13 protein-coding genes are annotated in these 20,224 nt (G+C 54.7%); 6 read left to right on the forward strand and 7 right to left on the reverse strand.

Annotated features, from left to right (window positions below; genetic code table 11):
• Positions 1-64: 64 nt before the first annotated feature.
• Genes K5621_RS18000 through lptM form a run of 6 tightly spaced genes read right to left on the reverse strand, consistent with a single transcriptional unit; the run spans position 65 to position 4,580 of the window.
• Positions 65-781: an HAD-IA family hydrolase gene (locus tag K5621_RS18000; RefSeq protein ID WP_221049946.1), complete on the reverse strand. Its 717-nt coding sequence runs from the start codon at positions 779-781 to the stop codon at positions 65-67.
• Entirely contained in the window at positions 781-1,677 is an 897-nt protein-coding gene (gene xerC, locus K5621_RS18005; protein ID WP_100141808.1) for a tyrosine recombinase XerC, read from the reverse strand. Before xerC ends, K5621_RS18000 begins: the two co-directional genes overlap by 1 nt.
• On the reverse strand, positions 1,677-2,312 hold the full coding sequence (locus tag K5621_RS18010) for a DUF484 family protein (RefSeq protein WP_025011355.1): 636 nt from the start codon (positions 2,310-2,312) through the stop codon (positions 1,677-1,679). Before K5621_RS18010 ends, xerC begins: the two co-directional genes overlap by 1 nt.
• Positions 2,309-3,136: a diaminopimelate epimerase gene (dapF, locus tag K5621_RS18015; RefSeq protein ID WP_039034028.1), complete on the reverse strand. Its 828-nt coding sequence runs from the start codon at positions 3,134-3,136 to the stop codon at positions 2,309-2,311. Before dapF ends, K5621_RS18010 begins: the two co-directional genes overlap by 4 nt.
• 49 nt (positions 3,137-3,185) lie before the next feature.
• The gene (gene lysA / locus K5621_RS18020) at positions 3,186-4,430 is read right to left on the reverse strand and encodes a diaminopimelate decarboxylase (protein WP_221049947.1); all 1,245 of its coding nucleotides are present in this window, start codon (positions 4,428-4,430) and stop codon (positions 3,186-3,188) included.
• On the reverse strand, positions 4,431-4,580 hold the full coding sequence (gene lptM, locus K5621_RS18025) for an LPS translocon maturation chaperone LptM (protein ID WP_162887842.1): 150 nt from the start codon (positions 4,578-4,580) through the stop codon (positions 4,431-4,433).
• 80 nt (positions 4,581-4,660) lie between these two features.
• On the opposite strand from lptM, the gene cyaY reads away from it, so the two are divergent.
• Positions 4,661-4,990: an iron donor protein CyaY gene (cyaY, locus tag K5621_RS18030; protein WP_025011356.1), complete on the forward strand. Its 330-nt coding sequence runs from the start codon at positions 4,661-4,663 to the stop codon at positions 4,988-4,990.
• Positions 4,991-5,004: 14 nt separating this feature from the next.
• Here cyaY and K5621_RS18035 read toward each other — a convergent pair whose 3' ends face one another.
• Complete coding sequence (locus K5621_RS18035; RefSeq protein WP_221051240.1) at positions 5,005-7,428, reverse strand: class I adenylate cyclase; 2,424 nt, start codon at positions 7,426-7,428, stop codon at positions 5,005-5,007.
• A gap of 202 nt (positions 7,429-7,630) precedes the next feature.
• On the opposite strand from K5621_RS18035, the gene hemC reads away from it, so the two are divergent.
• The 5 genes from hemC to K5621_RS18060 all read left to right on the forward strand — a co-directional run bounded on the left by hemC (position 7,631) and on the right by K5621_RS18060 (position 20,214).
• Positions 7,631-8,560 carry a hydroxymethylbilane synthase gene (gene hemC / locus K5621_RS18040; protein ID WP_100141806.1) on the forward strand — a complete coding sequence of 310 codons (930 nt, stop codon included), beginning with the start codon at positions 7,631-7,633 and terminating at the stop codon, positions 8,558-8,560.
• A gap of 12 nt (positions 8,561-8,572) precedes the next feature.
• Positions 8,573-9,301, forward strand: a complete 729-nt coding sequence (locus K5621_RS18045) for a uroporphyrinogen-III synthase (protein WP_221049948.1) — start codon at positions 8,573-8,575, stop codon at positions 9,299-9,301.
• 51 nt (positions 9,302-9,352) lie between these two features.
• Complete coding sequence (locus K5621_RS18050) at positions 9,353-10,462, forward strand: uroporphyrinogen-III C-methyltransferase (protein WP_221049949.1); 1,110 nt, start codon at positions 9,353-9,355, stop codon at positions 10,460-10,462.
• On the forward strand, positions 10,459-11,628 hold the full coding sequence (locus K5621_RS18055; RefSeq protein WP_221049950.1) for a heme biosynthesis HemY N-terminal domain-containing protein: 1,170 nt from the start codon (positions 10,459-10,461) through the stop codon (positions 11,626-11,628). The genes K5621_RS18050 and K5621_RS18055 overlap by 4 nt, the downstream gene beginning before the upstream one ends.
• Before the next feature lie 273 nt (positions 11,629-11,901).
• Entirely contained in the window at positions 11,902-20,214 is an 8,313-nt protein-coding gene (locus tag K5621_RS18060; protein WP_221049951.1) for a retention module-containing protein, read from the forward strand.
• Positions 20,215-20,224 lie beyond the last annotated feature (10 nt).

Raw genomic sequence — 20,224 nt, forward strand, 5'->3', positions numbered from 1 at the left:
AGAGGTAGTTACAGCCCGGCCGGGCGCAGCCAATCTACTCAGAAAACACAAAAACGCAACAAAATCACAATAGAAGTGCCAATTCACTCAGAGAATGGAGCCGAATGTGAGGCAGCAGGGTATTGGCCGCTTTGCAGTTGTCACCGGCAAACGCCGGATTGAGCCAAGCAGCCTGACAACCGGCCTTACGGGCACCTGCGACATCAGTCAGCGGGTGGTCGCCGACATGCAGCAGCGTCTCAGAGGGTAAAGCCAGACGCTCGGCGGCCAACAGGAACATATCTCCCCAAGGTTTGCGTCTGATGCCATTGCCCGGATGCAGCACAAACTCAAACATCTCTCCCAGACCAATTCTGTCTGCATCCACATTGCCATTGGTGATCCCAACCAGGCGAAAACGCTCAGCCAATTGCGCAAGTAAGGCGAGCACTTCCTGTGACACCTTAAAGTCGCTGCGCCGCTCAAGGAACAAGGCCAGACCCGCTTTCGCGCCCAGTTTTGCCTTGTGCTTATCATATCCCAGCATCTCCAGCCCGGTTTGCAATAACGCCAATCGCGCGGCACTGGTGTCATGGGTCAGCTCGGCTTGCTGCCGCAACAGCTGGCGCTTCAATGTCCGCCAGTCTGCGGCCTGCCAATTGCCGCTCCGGGGGTATTCTTTGGCCAGCCACTCGAGCAATGCGCCTTCGGCGGCGGCGATAATTGGCCGATTATCATAGAGGGTATCGTCGAGATCAAAACTGATGGCTTTGATAGCGCCGGGGCGAAGAAACACCTGCATCACTTGTCCTTTTTGGCTCTGGGGTGAGCGCCGTCATACACCTTGGCCAGATGTTGAAAGTCCAGACTGGTATATATTTGGGTGGTCGCCAGATTGGCGTGTCCCAGTAGCTCCTGCACCGCCCGCAAGTCGCCGCTGGACTCCAGCATATGGGTCGCGAAGGAATGCCTGAGTTTGTGAGGATGCACCCTGGCGGATAACACCTGCTCCTGCCCCCAGCGCGCCATGCGCGCCTGAATACTGCGATGCGCCAAGCGCTTGCCCTTGGCGGTCACGAACAGCGCCTGATCTTCACAGGGAATATCACGGCGGTAATCCAGCCATTGTTGCAATGCGGCAATGGCGACCGAGCCCACCGGCAGCAGCCGTTCCTTGCCACCTTTACCCATCACCTTAATTTGCTGCTGGGCGAAATCCAGTTGCGGTACATCCAGCGAGGCCAACTCGGCCAGACGCAGCCCTGAGGAGTAACACAGCTCCATCATCGCCTTGTCACGGGCACTGAGGGGATCTGTCACCTCAATATCCAGCAGATGACTGATGCTGTCGGCATCGAGATTCTTGGGCAGCGGCTTATTCTGTTTCGGTGCACTCAGTTGCCGGGCGGGATTACTCTTGACCAGCTCTTCGAGCAGCAGAAATTCGTAGAACTGCTTGACCGCCGACAGGCACAGGGACAAAGAGCGGGGGCTGAGCCCCTGACGGTGTAACTTGGCCAACACAGCACTCAACTGGGGATCGGTTACCTGATCCCAATCAATATCCTGCGGCAACAGCCCGGCAACCCGTTGCAGTTCGCGCAGATAGTTGCGGGCTGTGTAAGGAGACAGTTGCCGCTCGGCACTGAGATGGCGCTCGAAGCGGCCAAGCCAGGGAGAATCCTGTTTAACGGCCATCAGAGCTTGGGCAGCAGATGGTCCAACAGCTGCCGCAACTGATCCAGCAGCATATTGTCCATCTCCGGATGGAAGTGGGTCACATCGGCACTGGCGATAGCAAAGATCACCTGGCCATTTTGTTCCGACAGCCGTGCCAGTGACACTGAGCCGACTTCAGAGCCGAACAAACGCTTGGACTCCTCCTTGGTCAAGCGACCAAAGTAATAGCCGTGCTGCAGGCGCTTACGCCAGATGGCCGAGAGTTCTGAGTCGATATCATGCACGGTAATCAGGCGTACATGGCTGAAGTTAAAGGCTTCTTTAAGCTCGGCGCACAACACCTGCCTAAGCTCGCCCATATCTTCGCAATCGAGCAGCTTCAATGAAAGCTGGGTGTTAAAGCGGAAGATTTTCTCATTGCGGCTGGCCATGCCAAGCAGCGCGGTGATCTCCTCTTCCAGCTGCTGTACCCGGCTGCGCAGCAGCTCCTGCCGCCGCTCCACCAGAGAAACTGTGCCACGCTCGCCGTGGGGCAGACGCATAGCCAACAGCAGCTCGGGGTGACGGCAGAAAAACTCCGGATTATCCAACAGATATTCACGGATGATCTGCTCATCAAAAGGTGGATTGAGCTTAGCTTTGGCGTCTGTCATATCTGTATCTGTCCGTCGTATACCTGTTCGGCCGGGCCTGTCATCCACAGCGGCTTGCCCTCACCGTCCCATTTGATTGTCAGAGTGCCGCCGGGCAGGTCGACCCGCACTGTATTGCCCAGCTTGCCCTGCAGTTGGCCCACCACAGCAGCCGCGCAGGCACCGCTGCCACAGGCCAGGGTTTCAGCGGCGCCGCGCTCATAAACCCTGAGCTTGATATGACCCTTGTTGAGCACCTGCATAAAGCCGACGTTGACCCCTTTGGGGAAGCGTTCGTGATTGGTCAGTTGCGCGCCGATAACATCGACATCCGTGGCAGCCACATCCTCGACTTCCAGCACGCAGTGGGGGTTACCCATGGAAACAGCACCGCAGAGGAAGGTTTGCCCTTCGGTAGGCAACAGGTAGGTCTTTTCGGCCTTTTTGGCCTTGAAGGGGATCCGCGCCGGATCCAAGATAGGTACGCCCATATTGACGGTGACATTGCCATCGCGCTCCAGGCGCAGGGTCATCTTGCCGGATGAAGTGCTGACCTTGATCTTGTATTTCTGGGTCAGGCCCTTGTTGCGAACAAAGCGGGCAAAGCAGCGGGCGCCGTTGCCGCACTGTTCGACCTCGCTGCCATCGGCATTGAAGATACGATAATGAAAGTCCAGATCCGGATCATAGGGCGGCTCGACCAGCAGCAGTTGATCGAAACCGATACCGAAGTTGCGGTCGGCCAGGCGCCGGATCTGCTCCGGCGAAAAGTACACATTCTGAGTCACGCCATCGACGACCATAAAGTCGTTGCCCAGACCATGCATCTTAGTGAAGTGGATCAAGATTACTCCTAGGTTCCAACGCCTACAGCGGGAAAGTACTCACACTAGTTTACGGCAGCAAGTGCTCACCTTGCCACAGTTGTTCCAGCTTTTCCCGTTCACGCACCAGATAATGTTCACTGCCATCGACCATGACTTCGGCCGCTCGCGGACGGGTGTTGTAGTTGGAGGACATCACAAAGCCATAAGCGCCGCTGGAACGCACCGCCAGCAGGTCTTTAGCTTGCAACACCAAGGCGCGTGATTTACCCAGAAAATCCCCGGTTTCACACACTGGGCCGACTATGTCGTATTCCCGGCTTTCACCCTCTCTTGGCTGCACCGGGATAATCTGCTGCCAGGCGCTGTAGAGTGACGGCCGGATAAGGTCATTCATGGCACCGTCCACTATCGCAAAATGCTTGCCGGCATTCTCTTTCTCGAACAATACCTGGGTGACAAAGATCCCGGCATTGGCGGCAATCGCCCTGCCCGGTTCGAAAATTAGCTTCAGTGGTCGTTCACCCAGACGCTCGAGCAATGCGGCGGCATACTTGTCCGGTTGTGGCGGGGTTTCTTCACCATAGGTGACTCCCAGACCGCCGCCCACGTCCAGATGCTCAACCACTATGCCTTTTTCTGCCAGCCTATCGATCAATGCCAGCATTCTGTCCATGGCATCGAGAAACGGCCTGAGTTCAGTAAGCTGTGAGCCGATATGGCAGTCGGCGCCCTTGATGACCAGGTGCGGCAAGGATTGCACCTGCAGGAAGGCTTCCTCGGCTTCATCCATGGCGATGCCGAACTTGTTTTCTTTCAGGCCGGTGGAAATATAGGGGTGAGTACCGGCATCCACATCCGGGTTGATCCGCAACGAAACCGGCGCCTGTTTACCCAAAGAGCCTGCCACTTCGTTGAGCAGTTCAAGCTCGGCGCGAGACTCGACATTGAAGCAATATATGCCCAGCTCCAAAGCCAGTTTCATTTCCGCCGCTGTCTTGCCGACACCGGAAAACACCACCTTGGCCGGATCGCCACCTGCGGTGATTACCCGGGTCAGTTCTCCGCCTGAGACAATATCAAAGCCACTTCCAAGACGCGCCAACACATTGAGCACCGCCAGATTGGAGTTTGCCTTGACCGCATAGCAGATAAGGTGCGGATGAGTGGCCACGGCCCTATCAAAGGCATGCCAATGGCGCTCCAGTGTCGCCCGCGAATAGACATACAAAGGCGTACCATATTGAGCCGCCAAATCGGCTACGGCGCAGTCTTCGGCATACAGAGCCTGAGCTTGATACTGAAAATGATCCAATTAGTTTTCCTCTGTCGATTGCTGGGGTTGCTCGGTTTGTTCCGCCTGGGATTGGTTGTCCGGCAGATCAGGGCTCTTGTATAGCGCGCCTTTTTGACCACAACCAAGCAGCAACAGGCTAGCAAGCATCAGGGATAAAAACAGTCTCATTTTACTCAACATCTGGGCAGCAGGATTACATTAGCCTTATAATCGCATTCATCTTGATGAAAGCAAAGGACAGATATTCCATGGCCATGACAGATACCGAATATCATCAGCTCGCCGATGAAATGTTCGACCGGATAGAAACCGCAATTGAGAATGCAATCGATGAGCAGGATGCCGATGTTGATATCGACGCTTCAGGCAATGTGCTGCAGCTCGAGTTTGCCGACAGCTCCAAAATCGTGATCAACAAGCAGGAGCCGCTGCACCAGATCTGGGTAGCAACCCGTTTCGGTGGTTATCACTTTGGCTATGTCGACGGTAAATGGATAGATGAGCGCAACGGCGGCGAGTTTATGCCCTTCGTCAGAGAGTCCATCAGCCGCCAGGGCGGAATAGAACTGTCGTTCTGATAATTTAGGGGCGGTCAGAACTCTGTCTGCGCCGCCCTTGCCGTGACCCCGAAAGGCACCACGTCCAGATTGCCGTTTTGACGCACCAAGCGGAAAAACTGCGGAAAGTTGAACTGATTTTTAAGGTTCAGGACTTCACCGAAGGCGTAATGCTGGGTGACAGTATTCACCAATTCACTGACATCCGGATTGCTGTGCACATAGTGGCTCAGGCCATTTCCTTCATCCAGTACAAACACGTCCAACTCGTCTTCCCGGCTGCGCAGGAAATACTGGATCACCCCCTTCACCGCATAGTTCTGGATAACCTCGGGCACCTTGACCCAAGGGTCGTCGGCAAGCTCGGGCCTTGGCAAACTCTGTAGTTCGCCTCTGGCCAACTGACGATAGAGGGACTTTACATCGCTAAGATCCCGGTAACTCATGCCCTTGGCATCGAAAAACAGGCCATATTTCTTTTCACCCAGTTGCAGTGGCTGCACCAGGGTCTTTGAAGGACAGGCATCTCTTATCAGCCGGTGCACCTGCTTGAGAATATCCACTACAGTTTGTTCCAACTGAGACTGCAGCTTTTGCGAGGCGCTGACGACATCAAAGGCCACTTGTTGTGGCGCCCTTCTCATGCCTGGAGTGGCAAAGGCGATGGCCTCCAATAGCGCCTGTTCACCGCTAAAGCTGTGACAATGCCATTCGCCCCAGGAGTTGAGACTCATCAGTTGCACCGAACCCAGCAGGCTAGCTGCCGGTTTGCCTGTCGCCAACAGGTTGCTGCCCATGAGTTCCAGCATCAAGCTTTGGCCCTGCCAATGTTCGCTGGGATCCTGCTCCAGATTGAGGATCCACACTAATTTGCGATAGTGCCAAGGCTGACACAGATCCAGTTTCGACACTCGCCACTTCTTGTCTTCGGTGTAAGGCAATAGCCGTTCGACCACTTGATTGAGACGCCGGCAGCGCAGACGACCCGCGCCGTATTCAAACCAACGACTGTTGGCGGTTGCCACCCCATTGAGGCAGGCCCAAATCATCAAAGAGGCGGCATCATCGGCCTGATAGATGGCTACTTCGCCCATAAACTGCCGCGGCTCCGGCGACAGACGATAGAGATGACAGCGACCATCCTGTTCGCTGCGGACTATGGTCAGGTTTCGTTCCGCCAGCGACTGACTCCAAAGCCGGTTAAGCCGTAGGATCTGCTGCTTGTCCTCACTGAAATAGGTGTGTAACTTGCGGGTCAACAGCCCCAAGTCTTCAATTTTAAAGTACTCACTCAACCTATGAGTCGAAGCGAAATGCAACAGGGTTTGATAGCTGGCCAGCATCAACTCGTTGAGCTGGGCATTAAACCACTGTAGTTGGCCACTGTGCCAATGTTCACAATCATCCAGGGTCGTCAGTAGACTCTGGGGCCATTCCCACTGTTCTACCAACTGCCTGAGTTTGTGGTAACGCCAATCGTGATACTGTTCTGTATCAGTCAGCCTGATACCACATTTGAGGTAAAAGCAACGCCGTACAATTTCCAGTCGCCGCCTATCGCCCACTTTGAGCAGATAAGACTCTATATATTGATACAGGAGTAAGTAGGCATCGTTGGCGTTGGAAAAGTCACCGGCCAGAGTTCTCAACCACACCCACTCGCTGACCAGATTGGTTTGTGGGTAATTACTGGCATAGGCTTCCAACAGCAGTACCTTGAGCAGGGCCTTGTGCGGCTTGTCCAAGCCTTTGTAGAGCTGCCATAAAGAGGCACCAAAATACTCATTGGCTGGTAGTTGGTGCACATCACCAAGAAACAGAAAATCGCTGCAAGGCTCGGCATTAGGCCACCAGGCGACCGTCTTGCCCGCTAGGCGAATATGACTGCGGTAGAACTCTTCCAGCAGCAACCAATGCTGGGCGCTGCCGCTGTGCTCATGCCCCAACAGCTCCCATTCGGCGTCCTGATGGCAGGCATCATCACGGCAAAATTGCCGCGGATGTACCAGATAAAAGTTCACCTCGAATTGAAAACCAGCAAACCACTGGGTAAGTTTTAGGCTCTTGTCCCTCAGTAACTCTACTTCTTCCAGGGTCAGCCCTGCGTCATAGACCAACCAAACATCCACATCACTCTTGGGATTCTGGCCAAAACTGGCGGTGCTACCCATCACGTAAACCCCTTCCAATACCGGGCTGACATGCGGTGAGTCTTCAAGCAGTGGCAGCTTGAGGGTAGCGAGCGACTCCTTAAACGAGATGGTATTTGAGAATCCCTTGATACCACGAGGCGTCATGGGACCATTGTATCCGGGCAAGCGGTTGTGATGTTGATGCAACAATAGCGGAATAAGATTAAACAGATGCCGCTGTAAGGGAGAGAACAGCGCTTGAGCACGGGCCAGACGCACTCGGTTGAGGCGCTCGGCGCATTCGGCATATTGTCGCTGACGCTCGATCATCAGAATTTCACTGTTCCTGAAGCAGTTAGATGATCATGCTAACACTTTTATGCCGACAGGCAAGTAATGAGATCAAGATCACACTATTTGACGAAAATTTAACGTGCCCACTTCAAAGATTGAGCAGCGCTCAGTGCCATTCTCCAATAGGCAATGTTAGCATTGGCGCATTTAATGTACTCTCACGGAAAAGACTGGCATGTCAGAAAATCGCATTCGCATAGCAACACGTAAAAGCCCTCTCGCCATGTGGCAGGCAGAATTTGTCAAAGCCGAACTGGAACGCATTCATCCCGGGCTGACAGTAGAACTGCTGCCAATGAGCACCAAGGGGGACATTATTCTCGATACCCCTCTGGCCAAAGTGGGTGGCAAGGGTTTGTTTGTTAAAGAGCTGGAAGTCGCCATGCTGGAAGACCAGGCGGATATCGCCGTACATTCCATGAAAGATGTGCCGGTCGATTTCCCAGAAGGCTTGGGGCTGGAAGTGATCTGTGAACGCGAAGATCCCCGTGATGCCTTCGTCTCCAATAAGTATAAGTGCATCGATGAACTGCCTCAGGGTGCGGTTGTCGGTACTTCAAGCCTACGTCGTCAGTGCCAACTCAGAGCCCGTCGTCCGGACCTGATAATCAAAGATCTGCGCGGTAACGTGGGAACCCGTCTGGGTAAGCTGGACGCCGGTGAATATGATGCCATCATTCTGGCCGCTGCCGGGCTTATCCGCCTGAAATTGTCGGAGCGTATCGCCAGCTTTATCAGCGCCGAAGAATCACTGCCGGCCAACGGCCAAGGCGCTGTCGGCATCGAATGCCGCACTGACGATGAGCGGGTAAAAGCCTTACTGGCACCGCTTGAGCACAAAGAAACCCGCTACCGCGTACTGGCAGAAAGGGCCATGAATACTCGTCTGGAAGGCGGTTGTCAGGTACCTATCGGCGCCTATGCCGAGATCCAGGACCAACAGCTGACATTGAGAGGTCTGGTGGGTAATCCAGACGGTTCTGAAGTGATCTCTGGAGTCGTAAGTGGTCATCAGGACGAAGCGGTAGCCTTGGGTAACGCCCTGGCAGAAGAACTGCTGAGCAAAGGCGCCAAAACTATATTGGATGCCGTTTACGGCAAATAACAAGGCGGCACCATGAGAGTGTTGTTGACGCGCCCCGAGGGGCGCAATCACGCCATGGAAAAAGCGCTGACAGAAAGAGGGATACCTTTTATGGTGACCCCTCTCTTGGCAGTCGAGGCCATGGAAGACAAAACTATTTCCCCTACCGAGGTGCTGGACGCCGACATTATTGTGTTTGTCAGCACCAATGCGGTGCATTTCGGTACTCAGGCACTCAATGCCCCCTGGCCGTCACACATTCAATATTTTGCCGTCGGCGAAGCGACTTTCGAGGCCTTTGCGCAATATGGTATCCACGGCCATAAGGCTCCGGATGACAACCAACAGACCGAGGGCCTGTTAACCCTGCCAGGACTGCAACCCGAAGCAGTAAAACACAAGCAAGTGGTCATAATTCGCGGTAACGGTGGCAGGGAAGTATTGGGACAAACACTCCAGCAATATGGTGCTTCAGTCAAGTTCTGGGAAGTCTACCGCCGCACTTGTCCCGCCTACGATGCAATACAACTGGTCAAAGAATGGCAAGCCTTCGGGATAGACACCATAGTGCTCAGCAGCGCCGAGAGCCTGATGAACCTTATCCGACTGCTGCCAAAAGAGTATTTTGCTTGGCTGCAAGCATGTCATATTATAGTTCCCAGTATTCGGGTGGTAGATAAGGCCGTGATCGCCGGATTAACTCAGGTGACCGATGCCACGGCAGCCAATAGTAAGGCCGTACTCAAAGCATTGAGGCTCTAGTTTTCCCCCTCCCGATTTCCAGCCCTATTGTCGCGTTAAAGGACTGCATTAATGGATAACAGTAAGCCAGAAGTCGGGAGCGATACCCCCGCACTGCCTACCCAACCCATGGGTACCACAGAGCAAGAAACTCCAGCGGAGACAGCCAAGCGCAGCTCATGGCCACTGAGACTGACGCTGCTATTGAGCCTGTTGCTGGCACTGCTGGCCTGCGCCATAGGTGCTTATCTCTTTTGGCAACTACAACAACAGCAAGCCGCCAATGCGCAACTGACAACTACCCTCGAACAGGTCAAACAAGCTCCTGAGGCCAGATTACAGGCACTGGAGCAGCAACTGAAAAGTGACCTGCAGCAAAATCAACAGCTGCAAGGTGCCATAGCCCAACTGAGCGATGCCCAGCAGCAGATGCAAAACCGTATCGCCACTCTGGCACAACGTAGTCCCAACCATTGGATGGCGGCAGAAGCCGAATACTTGGTGCGGATGGCGGGACGTAAGCTGTGGCTTGAGAAAGATCCGCAAACAGCAACCGGCCTGTTACAAGCCGCCGATGAGCGTATTGCCGCCATGCAGGAGCCATCTCTTATGCCACTGCGTCGAGCCCTCGCCAACGATATTGCAGCGGTCAGCGCCATCAAGAATACCGATATAGCAGGAACTGTGTTCACCCTGGATGGCATTATCACCAAGCTGGACAAGCTGCCACTCAACCGTGTCGGCAGCCAGCAAATGGAGCCGGAAACAGAAAACAAGATGTCTGACTCCATTGGAGATTGGCAAAGCAACTTGGCCAAGACCTGGAGCGCACTGAAGGAAGACTTCTTCACTATTCGCAAGATAAGCTCAGATATCACTCCGCTGCTGTCTCCCCAGCAAGAATGGTATTTATTCGAGAATATCCGCAATAAACTACTGCAGTCACAGCTGGCCCTCTATCAATATGATGAGCTCAACTACCGCCAGTCATTGGCCATGGCCCGCAAGTGGATCCAGCAATATTTTGATCTCGACGATCCACGCACCGAAGAGGTGCTGACCGCAATCAATGCTTTGTCCAGTCTGCAACTGGATCCCGTTAATCTGACCAAATTTGAATCCAGCGCCCAGCTCAAGCAGTTGGTCACCTATGGTGAACTCATGCCGGGGGCGGAACTATGATAAGAGTACTCATCTACCTGGTGATTATTCTGGCTGGTGCCTGCCTTAGCCCGCTCTTAGCCGGGAAGACGGGCTATGTCTATATCGCCTTTCTGGACTGGCAACTGGAAACCAACCTGCTGTTTGCCGTTATGGCACTCATCATCTTCTTTGCCCTGTTGCAGCTACTGGAATGGCTACTGGTCACTGTGCTGAATCTGGTGCTTAGCAGTCGCTACCTGCCGCGGCGCTGGCGCCGCAATGCCGCCCGCAAGCACACTCTTACTGGTGCCCTTGCACTGGCAGAAGAAGATTGGCCTGCGGCCGAAAAGGCGATGCAAAAAGGCGCCGAAGCCGGTGAACTGCCTGCTCTTAATTATCTGGCAGCCGCCAGAGCGGCCCAAAGACAGTTCAAGAATGAACAGCGGGATGAATACCTGAATAAGGCGGCCCAGTTGCCACTGGCGACCCAAGCCGTCACCACCACCAGAGTGCGCTACTACATGCAGCAAGGCGAGCTGGAAAAAGCCCGCGAGCAGCTGGACAAACTGCAACCCAGCAGCAAGAGCAAGGCCCCGGTACTGCAGCTGGCACTGGAGCTTTACCAGAGCCAGCTGGACTGGCAGGCTCTAAAACTGTTATTGCCGGCGCTGCGCAAAAAGCAGATCCTGGATAGTGAAGAATACGAACTCCTGAACCAGAGGGTAAATAACGCTTTGCTGGCGCAGGCGGCCCTTCGCAACGAGCAGGAACTGGAAAAATGTTGGCACTGGCTTAGCCGCCAGGAACGCAGCCAGCAGCCCAATATGGCGCAATATGCATTGGGTCTGGCCGGCTTCAACCGCCGTGACGAAGCGCTGAAACTGCTGAATAAGGCCCTAAAGAAAGAGCCTTGCTCCGCTGTACTTGAAGTTTTGCCGAAAATTTTTGAAGCCCAAGACAACGAAACCCTGAAGCTGCTGAAAAATTTGGAGCCCAAGCTCGAAAATCATGCCGACTACCAACACTGCATGGCTCAAATCCATGAGCTCTGCCGTGAATTCAGTCTGGCCCGAGCCGCATGGGAACGCTTGTGTCACTTGCTGCCGCGCAAGGAGTATTGGCTGGCCTTGGCCAAACTTCAGGAACAGTTGGCCGATCATCAGGGAGCCTTCAATAGTTACAAACAGGCCGCCAAGAGCAGCTAATCGCTAGACCTTTTCGTAATAAAAAAGCCACTCTTTTAGTGGCTTTTTTATTACGAAAAGCAAAGTCACTTTCTCATCATCTGTAACCTTATGAATGGGTGGTAAATTCCCATATCTAAAATCAATCAGCCATTATTAATCTGCAGCCAGCCTTTAAAGACAGGCATTTGACAGCCTTCGTTTCAACCCCAGACTTAATATTAGAACTTATAACTGACGCTTATGGTCTTGAGTACCTTGCCGTCAGTATTTGCGTGCAAAGGAGTATGAGTTATGGGCGTCGCAATCAGCAAGCAAGACGCAGTTGTCACCAATTTGGTTGGACAACTCAAGGCCAAGGACGAAAATGGCAATATCCGCGATCTGAGCATCGGGGATCTCATCCGCAATGGTGAAGAGATCATCTTCACCGCGAACGATACCTTCACTATCGAATATGCCGATGGTACCAGGCTGACAGAGCAAAATGCACAACCCAGCGCTCAACCTCAGCCAGATGCCGTGGCCGCAGATGTCGCCCAATTCGCCAATGAAGGGGTCGATGCCGAAATAGCCGCACTGCAGGCACAAATACTTGCAGGTGACGACCCTACCGCAAACCTGCCTGCTACCGCAGCTGGTGCCGGGACAACAGGTAACCAAGGTGATTTCGGTTATGTCGCCGTAGACAGGGACGGCTCTGAGTTATTGGCAAGTGCAGGTTATGACACCAGTGGTTTCGATCAAACCGCCATTACCACTCAAGAAGAGATACTGCTTGAGGATCTCCCCTTGGCTGGCCCAACACTCAGCAGTAGCGCAGCCACACTCTCAGATGCCAACCTGCCGACAGGAACCACTCCATCACCCGCCGCCTTGACCCAAACCGGTAACTTGAGTTTTAGCGCTGCGGCCGGCGTGGCAAGCTTGACCCTAGATGGGATTGCCATTGTCTCTGGCGGCGTATTTAACGGCCCTGTCAGTATCAATACTGAATACGGTGTACTCACCATCAACGCCGTTGACCTGATAAACGGCAATATCAGCTATAGCTTTACCCTCAATTCTGCGGTTGACCACAGCTCAAGTGATGACTTCTCGCAGGCTTTCAACCTGATATTGACCGATCTAGAAGGAAACAGTGTCGGTAATACCCTTACCATCTCGGTACTGGATGACGCTCCAAGCGGCCAGGATGACATCAACAGCGTAGATGAAGACTCACTACTAGCCATTAGCGGCAATCTGCTCGACAACGATGTTCAGGGCGGCGATACCGCACAGGTAACAGCCGCTGGCAGTGGCAGCAACCTTGATAATGCCGTATCCAATCAAAGCCAGGTTTCAGGCAGCTACGGCCTGCTGACCCTCAATGCCGATGGTAGTTACAGCTATCAAATTAACTCTGCAGCGCAAGCCGTTCAAGCGCTCGCTCAGGGAGAATCCCTGACGGAAACTTTCTCCTATCTGCTGACCGATGCCGATGGCGATACCAGCATCCAGACCTTGACTATCACTATCACAGGCACCAATGATGTGCCGGTGATCAGCACGCCTCAGCCGGGTGAGGCCGATGGTGTTGTACGAGAAGCCGGTCAGTTTGATGACGGCAGCATAGACCCTGGCACCCCTAGTGTCAGCGGACAACTGAGCGCCAGCGATGTGGATAATGGTGCCGTGCTTATTTGGTCCGGCAGTGCCGACAGCCCACTTGGCAGCTTCACCATAGATGCCGTCACCGGCGCCTGGAATTATCAGCTCGATAACGCCGCAGCCGATGGCCTGCTGGAAGGCGAAATTCGCACCGAGACCTTTACGGTTACTGTGACGGATGAGTTTGGCGCCAGCGCCGAGCAACTGGTCACTATTACCATCATAGGTACCAATGACGCCCCCATTCTCAGCGCCGATAGCAGCGGCAGTCTCACCGAAGATCTTGATGTCATCAATGGTATGCTCAGTGACAGTGGTGCCTTGAGCTTCACCGATGTGGATATTGGTGACAGCCATGTTGTCAGCAGTAGCTACAATGGCGATGCAAGCTGGAGCGGCGGCGCCCTGGATCAAGCGACCCAAGATGCGCTAGCCCAAGGCTTTAGCGCCGACAACTCCGGCTGGAGCTATGACATCGCCAACAGCCTGGTGCAGTTCCTCGCCGTCGGTGAAACCATCACCTTAAGCTTCACACTGACGGTCACCGACGCCTTTGGCGCCAGTGATTCACAGCTAGTCACTCTGACTATCAATGGCACCAACGATGGCCCGATAATTAACCCTCCTGGCGAGGGCGATGCCGACGGCACTGTGCGTGAAGCCGGTCAATTTGACGATAGCAGCGTCGATCCCGGAACTCCGGGTGTCAGTGGCCAACTCAGCGCCAGCGATGTCGACAACGGTGCAGATCTGACTTGGTCCGGTAGTGCCGACAGCCCACTGGGCAGCTTCAGTGTTGATGCCGCCACCGGCGCCTGGAATTATCAGCTCGATAACGCCGCCGTTGATGGTTTACTGGAAGGCGAAATTCGCACCGAGACCTTTACGGTTACTGTAACGGATGAGTATGGCGCCAGCGCCGAACAACTGGTCACTATTACCATCATAGGTACCAATGACGCCCCCATTCTCAGCGCTGACGCAAGTGGAGCCGTCATTGAAGATCTGGATGTCATCAATGGCATGCTCAGCGACAGCGGCAGCTTGAGCTTCACCGATGTGGATATTGGTGACAGCCATGTTGTCAGCAGCAGCTACAACAATGATGCAAGCTGGAGTGGCGGCGCCCTGGATCAAGCCACCCAGGATGCGCTGGCAGCCGGCTTCAGTGCCGATAACTCCGGCTGGAGCTATGATATCGCCAACAGCCTGGTGCAGTTCCTCGCCGTCGGCGAAACCGTCACCTTGAGCTTCACACTAACAGTCACCGATGCCTTTGGCGCCAGTGATTCACAACCCGTCACTTTGACCATCACCGGCACCAATGATGCGCCGGTGCTGAGCATCGACATGAGCGGCGCGGTCACCGAGGATGTTGATGTCGTGGCCGGGATGCTCAGCGACAGCGGCGATTTAAGCTTCACCGATGTTGATATCAACGACAGCCACAGCGTCGGCAGCAGCTATAACGGCGATGTACTCTGGAGCGGCGGCGCTCTGGACCAAGCCACCCAGGATGCGCTGGCGGCCGGCTTCAGTGTCGATAACTCCGGCTGGAGCTATGAGATTGCCAACAGCCTGGTGCAGTTCCTCGCCGTCGGCGAAACCATCACCTTAAGCTTTGATGTCACGGTCGATGATGGCAACGGCGGCACCGATACCGATACCGTCACTGTGACCATCACCGGCACCAATGATGCGCCGGTGCTGACCATCGACATGAGCGGCGCGGTCACCGAGGATGTTGATGTCGTGGCCGGGATGCTCAGCGACAGCGGCGATTTGAGCTTCACCGATGTTGATATCAACGACAGCCACAGTGTCGGCAGCAGCTATAACGGCGATGTACTCTGGAGCGGCGGCGCTCTGGATCAAGCCACCCAGGATGCGCTGGCGGCCGGCTTCAGTGTCGACAACTCCGGCTGGAGCTATGAGATTGCCAACAGCCTGGTGCAGTTCCTCGCCGTCGGCGAAACCATCACCTTAAGCTTTGATGTCACGGTCGATGATGGCAACGGCGGCACCGATACCGATACCGTCACAGTGACCATCACCGGCACCAATGATGCGCCGGTGCTGACCATCGACATGAGCGGCGCAGTCACCGAGGATGTCGATGTCGTGGCCGGGATGCTCAGCGACAGCGGCGATTTGAGCTTCACCGATGTTGATATCAACGACAGCCACAGTGTCGGCAGCAGCTATAACGGCGATGTACTCTGGAGCGGCGGCGCTCTGGATCAAGCCACCCAGGATGCACTGGCGGCCGGCTTCAGTGCCGACAACTCAGGCTGGAGCTATGAGATTGCCAACAGCCTGGTGCAGTTCCTCGCCGTCGGCGAAACCATCACCTTAAGCTTTGATGTCACGGTCGATGATGGCAACGGCGGCACCGATACCGATACCGTCACTGTGACCATCACCGGCACCAATGATGCGCCGGTGCTGACCATCGACATGAGCGGCGCGGTCACCGAGGATGTTGATGTCGTGGCCGGGATGCTCAGCGACAGCGGCGATTTGAGCTTCACCGATGTTGATATCAACGACAGCCACAGTGTCGGCAGCAGCTATAACGGCGATGTACTCTGGAGCGGCGGCGCTCTGGATCAAGCCACCCAGGATGCGCTGGCGGCCGGCTTCAGTGTCGACAACTCCGGCTGGAGCTATGAGATTGCCAACAGCCTGGTGCAGTTCCTCGCCGTCGGCGAAACCATCACCTTAAGCTTTGATGTCACGGTCGATGATGGCAACGGCGGCACCGATACCGATACCGTCACAGTGACCATCACCGGCACCAATGATGCGCCGGTGCTGACCATCGACATGAGCGGCGCAGTCACCGAGGATGTCGATGTCGTGGCCGGGATGCTCAGCGACAGCGGCGATTTGAGCTTCACCGATGTTGATATCAACGACAGCCACAGTGTCGGCAGCAGCTATAACGGCGATGTACTCTGGAGCGGCGGCGCTCTGGATCAAGCCACCCAGGATGCACTGGCGGCCGGCTTCAGTGCCGACAACTCAGGCTGGAGCTATGATATCGCCAACAGCCTGGTGCAGTTCCTCGCCGTCGGCGAGACCATCACCCTGAGCTTTGATGTCACGGTCGATGATGGCAACGGCGGCACCGATACCGATACCGTCACTGTGACCATCACCGGCACCAATGATGCGCCGGTGCTGACCATCGACATGAGCGGCGCAGTCACCGAGGATATTGATGTGCTGGCCGGGATGCTCAGCGACAGCGGCGATTTGAGCTTCACCGATGTTGATATCAACGACAGCCACAGTGTCGGCAGCAGCTATAACGGCGATGTACTCTGGAGCGGCGGCGCTCTGGATCAAGCCACCCAGGATGCACTGGCGGCCGGCTTCAGTGTCGATAACTCCGGCTGGAGCTATGACATTGCCAACAGCCTGGTGCAGTTCCTCGCCGTCGGCGAGACCATCACCCTGAGCTTTGATGTCACGGTCGATGATGGCAACGGCGGCACCGATACCGATACCGTCACTGTGACCATCACCGGCACCAATGATGCGCCTGTGCTGACTATCGATATGAGCGGCGCGGTCACCGAGGATGTCGATGTCGTGGCCGGAATGCTCAGCGACAGCGGCAGCTTAAGCTTCACCGATGTCGATATCAACGACAGCCACAGCGTCGGCAGCAGCTACAACGGCGATGTACTCTGGAGCGGCGGCGCTCTGGATCAAGCCACTCAGGATGCGCTGGCAGCCGGCTTCAGTGTCGACAACTCCGGCTGGAGCTATGACATTGCCAACAGCCTGGTGCAGTTCCTCGCCGTCGGCGAGACCATCACCTTAAGCTTTGATGTCACGGTCGATGACGGCAACGGCGGCACGGATACCGATACCGTCACTGTGACCATCACCGGCACCAATGATGCGCCTGTGCTGACTATCGATATGAGCGGCGCGGTCACCGAGGATGTTGATGTCGTGGCCGGAATGCTCAGCGACAGCGGCAGCTTAAGCTTCACCGATGTCGATATCAACGACAGCCACAGCGTCGGCAGCAGCTACAACGGCGATGTACTCTGGAGCGGCGGCGCTCTGGACCAAGCCACCCAGGATGCGCTGGCGGCCGGCTTCAGTGTCGATAACTCAGGCTGGAGCTATGAGATTGCCAACAGCCTGGTGCAGTTCCTCGCCGTCGGCGAGACCATCACCTTAAGCTTTGATGTCACGGTCGATGACGGCAACGGCGGCACCGATACCGATACCGTCACTGTGACCATCACCGGCACCAATGACGCGCCGGTGCTGAGCATCGACATGAGCGGCGCAGTCACCGAGGATGTTGATGTCGTGGCCGGGATGCTCAGCGACAGCGGCGATTTGAGCTTCACCGATGTTGATATCAACGACAGCCACAGTGTCGGCAGCAGCTATAACGGCGATGTACTCTGGAGCGGCGGCGCTCTGGATCAAGCCACCCAGGATGCACTGGCGGCTGGCTTCAGTGTCGACAACTCCGGCTGGAGCTATGACATTGCCAACAGCCTGGTGCAGTTCCTCGCCGTCGGCGAAACCATCACCTTAAGCTTTGATGTCACGGTCGATGATGGCAACGGCGGCACCGATACCGACACCGTCACGGTGACCATCACCGGCACCAATGATGCGCCGGTGCTGAGCATCGACATGAGCGGCGCAGTCACCGAGGATGTCGATGTCGTGGCCGGGATGCTCAGCGACAGCGGCGATTTGAGCTTCACCGATGTTGATATCAACGACAGCCACAGTGTCGGCAGCAGCTATAACGGCGATGTACTCTGGAGCGGCGGCGCTCTGGATCAAGCCACCCAGGATGCACTGGCGGCTGGCTTCAGTGTCGACAACTCCGGCTGGAGCTATGACATTGCCAACAGCCTGGTGCAGTTCCTCGCCGTCGGCGAAACCATCACCTTAAGCTTTGATGTCACGGTCGATGATGGCAACGGCGGCACCGATACCGACACCGTCACGGTGACCATCACCGGCACCAATGATGCGCCGGTGCTGAGCATCGACATGAGCGGCGCAGTCACCGAGGATGTCGATGTCGTGGCCGGGATGCTCAGCGACAGCGGCGATTTGAGCTTCACCGATGTTGATATCAACGACAGCCACAGTGTCGGCAGCAGCTATAACGGCGATGTACTCTGGAGCGGCGGCGCTCTGGATCAAGCCACCCAGGATGCACTGGCGGCCGGCTTCAGTGTCGACAACTCCGGCTGGAGCTATGACATTGCCAACAGCCTGGTGCAGTTCCTCGCCGTCGGCGAAACCATCACCTTAAGCTTTGATGTCACGGTCGATGACGGCAACGGCGGCACTGATACTGACACAGTGACTATCACCATCACTGGTACCAATGATCCGGTTGAAGGTGAGTTTGCCAAAGAGATCTGGGTGCCAGCTTCATTGTTGCAACTCTCAGATCCTTATCTTGCCGGCTATCCGCTGAATATTGATGCGCCAACTGATGTAGATACTACTGATGGCATTAGCATCACAAACCTGAGCCTTGAGTTTATCGACCCAGGGGAAACCGCCGAAATAGGCTCAATTTGGTATTGGGATGATAACAGCCAGATGCTGGTAGAGTATGACTTCAACAATCCGGAGGCCTTGTCTGCAGCAGAGTTGAGTAGTCTGGTATATATGCCAGGGGACAACGGTGACATAGAAGAGCAGTTGGACATTTCCCTAACCTTCACAGTCAATTCAGGTCCAGATCAGGTGGATGGAAACTTCATTATCCATGCTGTGCCCGGGAATAGCTTAGGGGGCGAAAGTGTCACCATAGGTGATGGTTCATCTCCTTTAACCTCAGGTAATGATCAGGATGCAGTCCTCAGTATTAGTGCGGGATTTGCCGATGCCATTAATTTAGCGCCAGCAAACGGTAGTCTGGATCTGTTCACCGATTACCAAAAATCCCCCTTTGCCATTCCAATTCCCGGGGATGAGAGAGATATTGACACAACCGCAGGCAGCAAGCGGGAAACAGAGGTATCAGTCAGGCTAACCATTAACGGCATAACCTTCATAGTGCTATTGGCAGATCCTGTCGATAACGTAGAACAGACTTGGTTCTATGATGTGGATTCAGGCTTAATGAAGGCCAGTATTGGCTATGATCAGATAGTACAAGAATCGGATAACTCAATAACCCTCGCCGACTACCTGGCTTTGAATCCCGCTCAAGCCGGCGATCTGTGGACCATCACTTACTTCGACAACGATGGAGGTAGCTATCAAGCCCGTTACGTACAAGCTGTATTTACCCATGAACTGTTGCCCGATGATGCCATTACAGTGACAGGAACCGATGACATAGACAATCTCATATTCGGCACCACTCAAAGTGACTCCCTCACCGGAGCTAACCAAAGTGATGAAATTGTCGGTCGTGAAGGTAACGATACCATCTATGGTCTTGAAGGAAACGACCAACTGCTGGGGGGGGCAGGTAATGACTATATCTATGGCGGTACAGGTGCCGATTATTTAGTCGGTGGCCCCGGCAGTGACCGTCTTGATGCCGGTCTAGACAGTGACAGAGATATCTTAATCTGGGATGCCGGTTCAGCAGATGGCAGTACAGATAACGTCTACAACTTTACCGTTGGCATAGATGCCTTGGATTTATCGGATATTTTAGTCAATGAGGAAAACGGTGTATTAGATGATTATCTGGACTTCAGCTTTGTGGGTGGCAACACCATCATAAGCGTCGACACAACTGGAGTTGGCGGTGGCAGTGTTACCATAATTCTGAATGGTGTAGACCTTTCTGCAGAATATGGAACAACAAATGAAGCAGCAATTATTCAGTCTCTGATAAATGACAATTCATTGTTGGTCACTGAGGCTCCCATACAAGCATCTCTACCTGAACCCAACTATACCTATTCATCAGAGGAACAATTAATCCCTTAAACCTGAAGGG

This window comes from Shewanella carassii (genome assembly GCF_019670705.1).
Lineage (GTDB): Bacteria > Pseudomonadota > Gammaproteobacteria > Enterobacterales > Shewanellaceae > Shewanella > Shewanella carassii.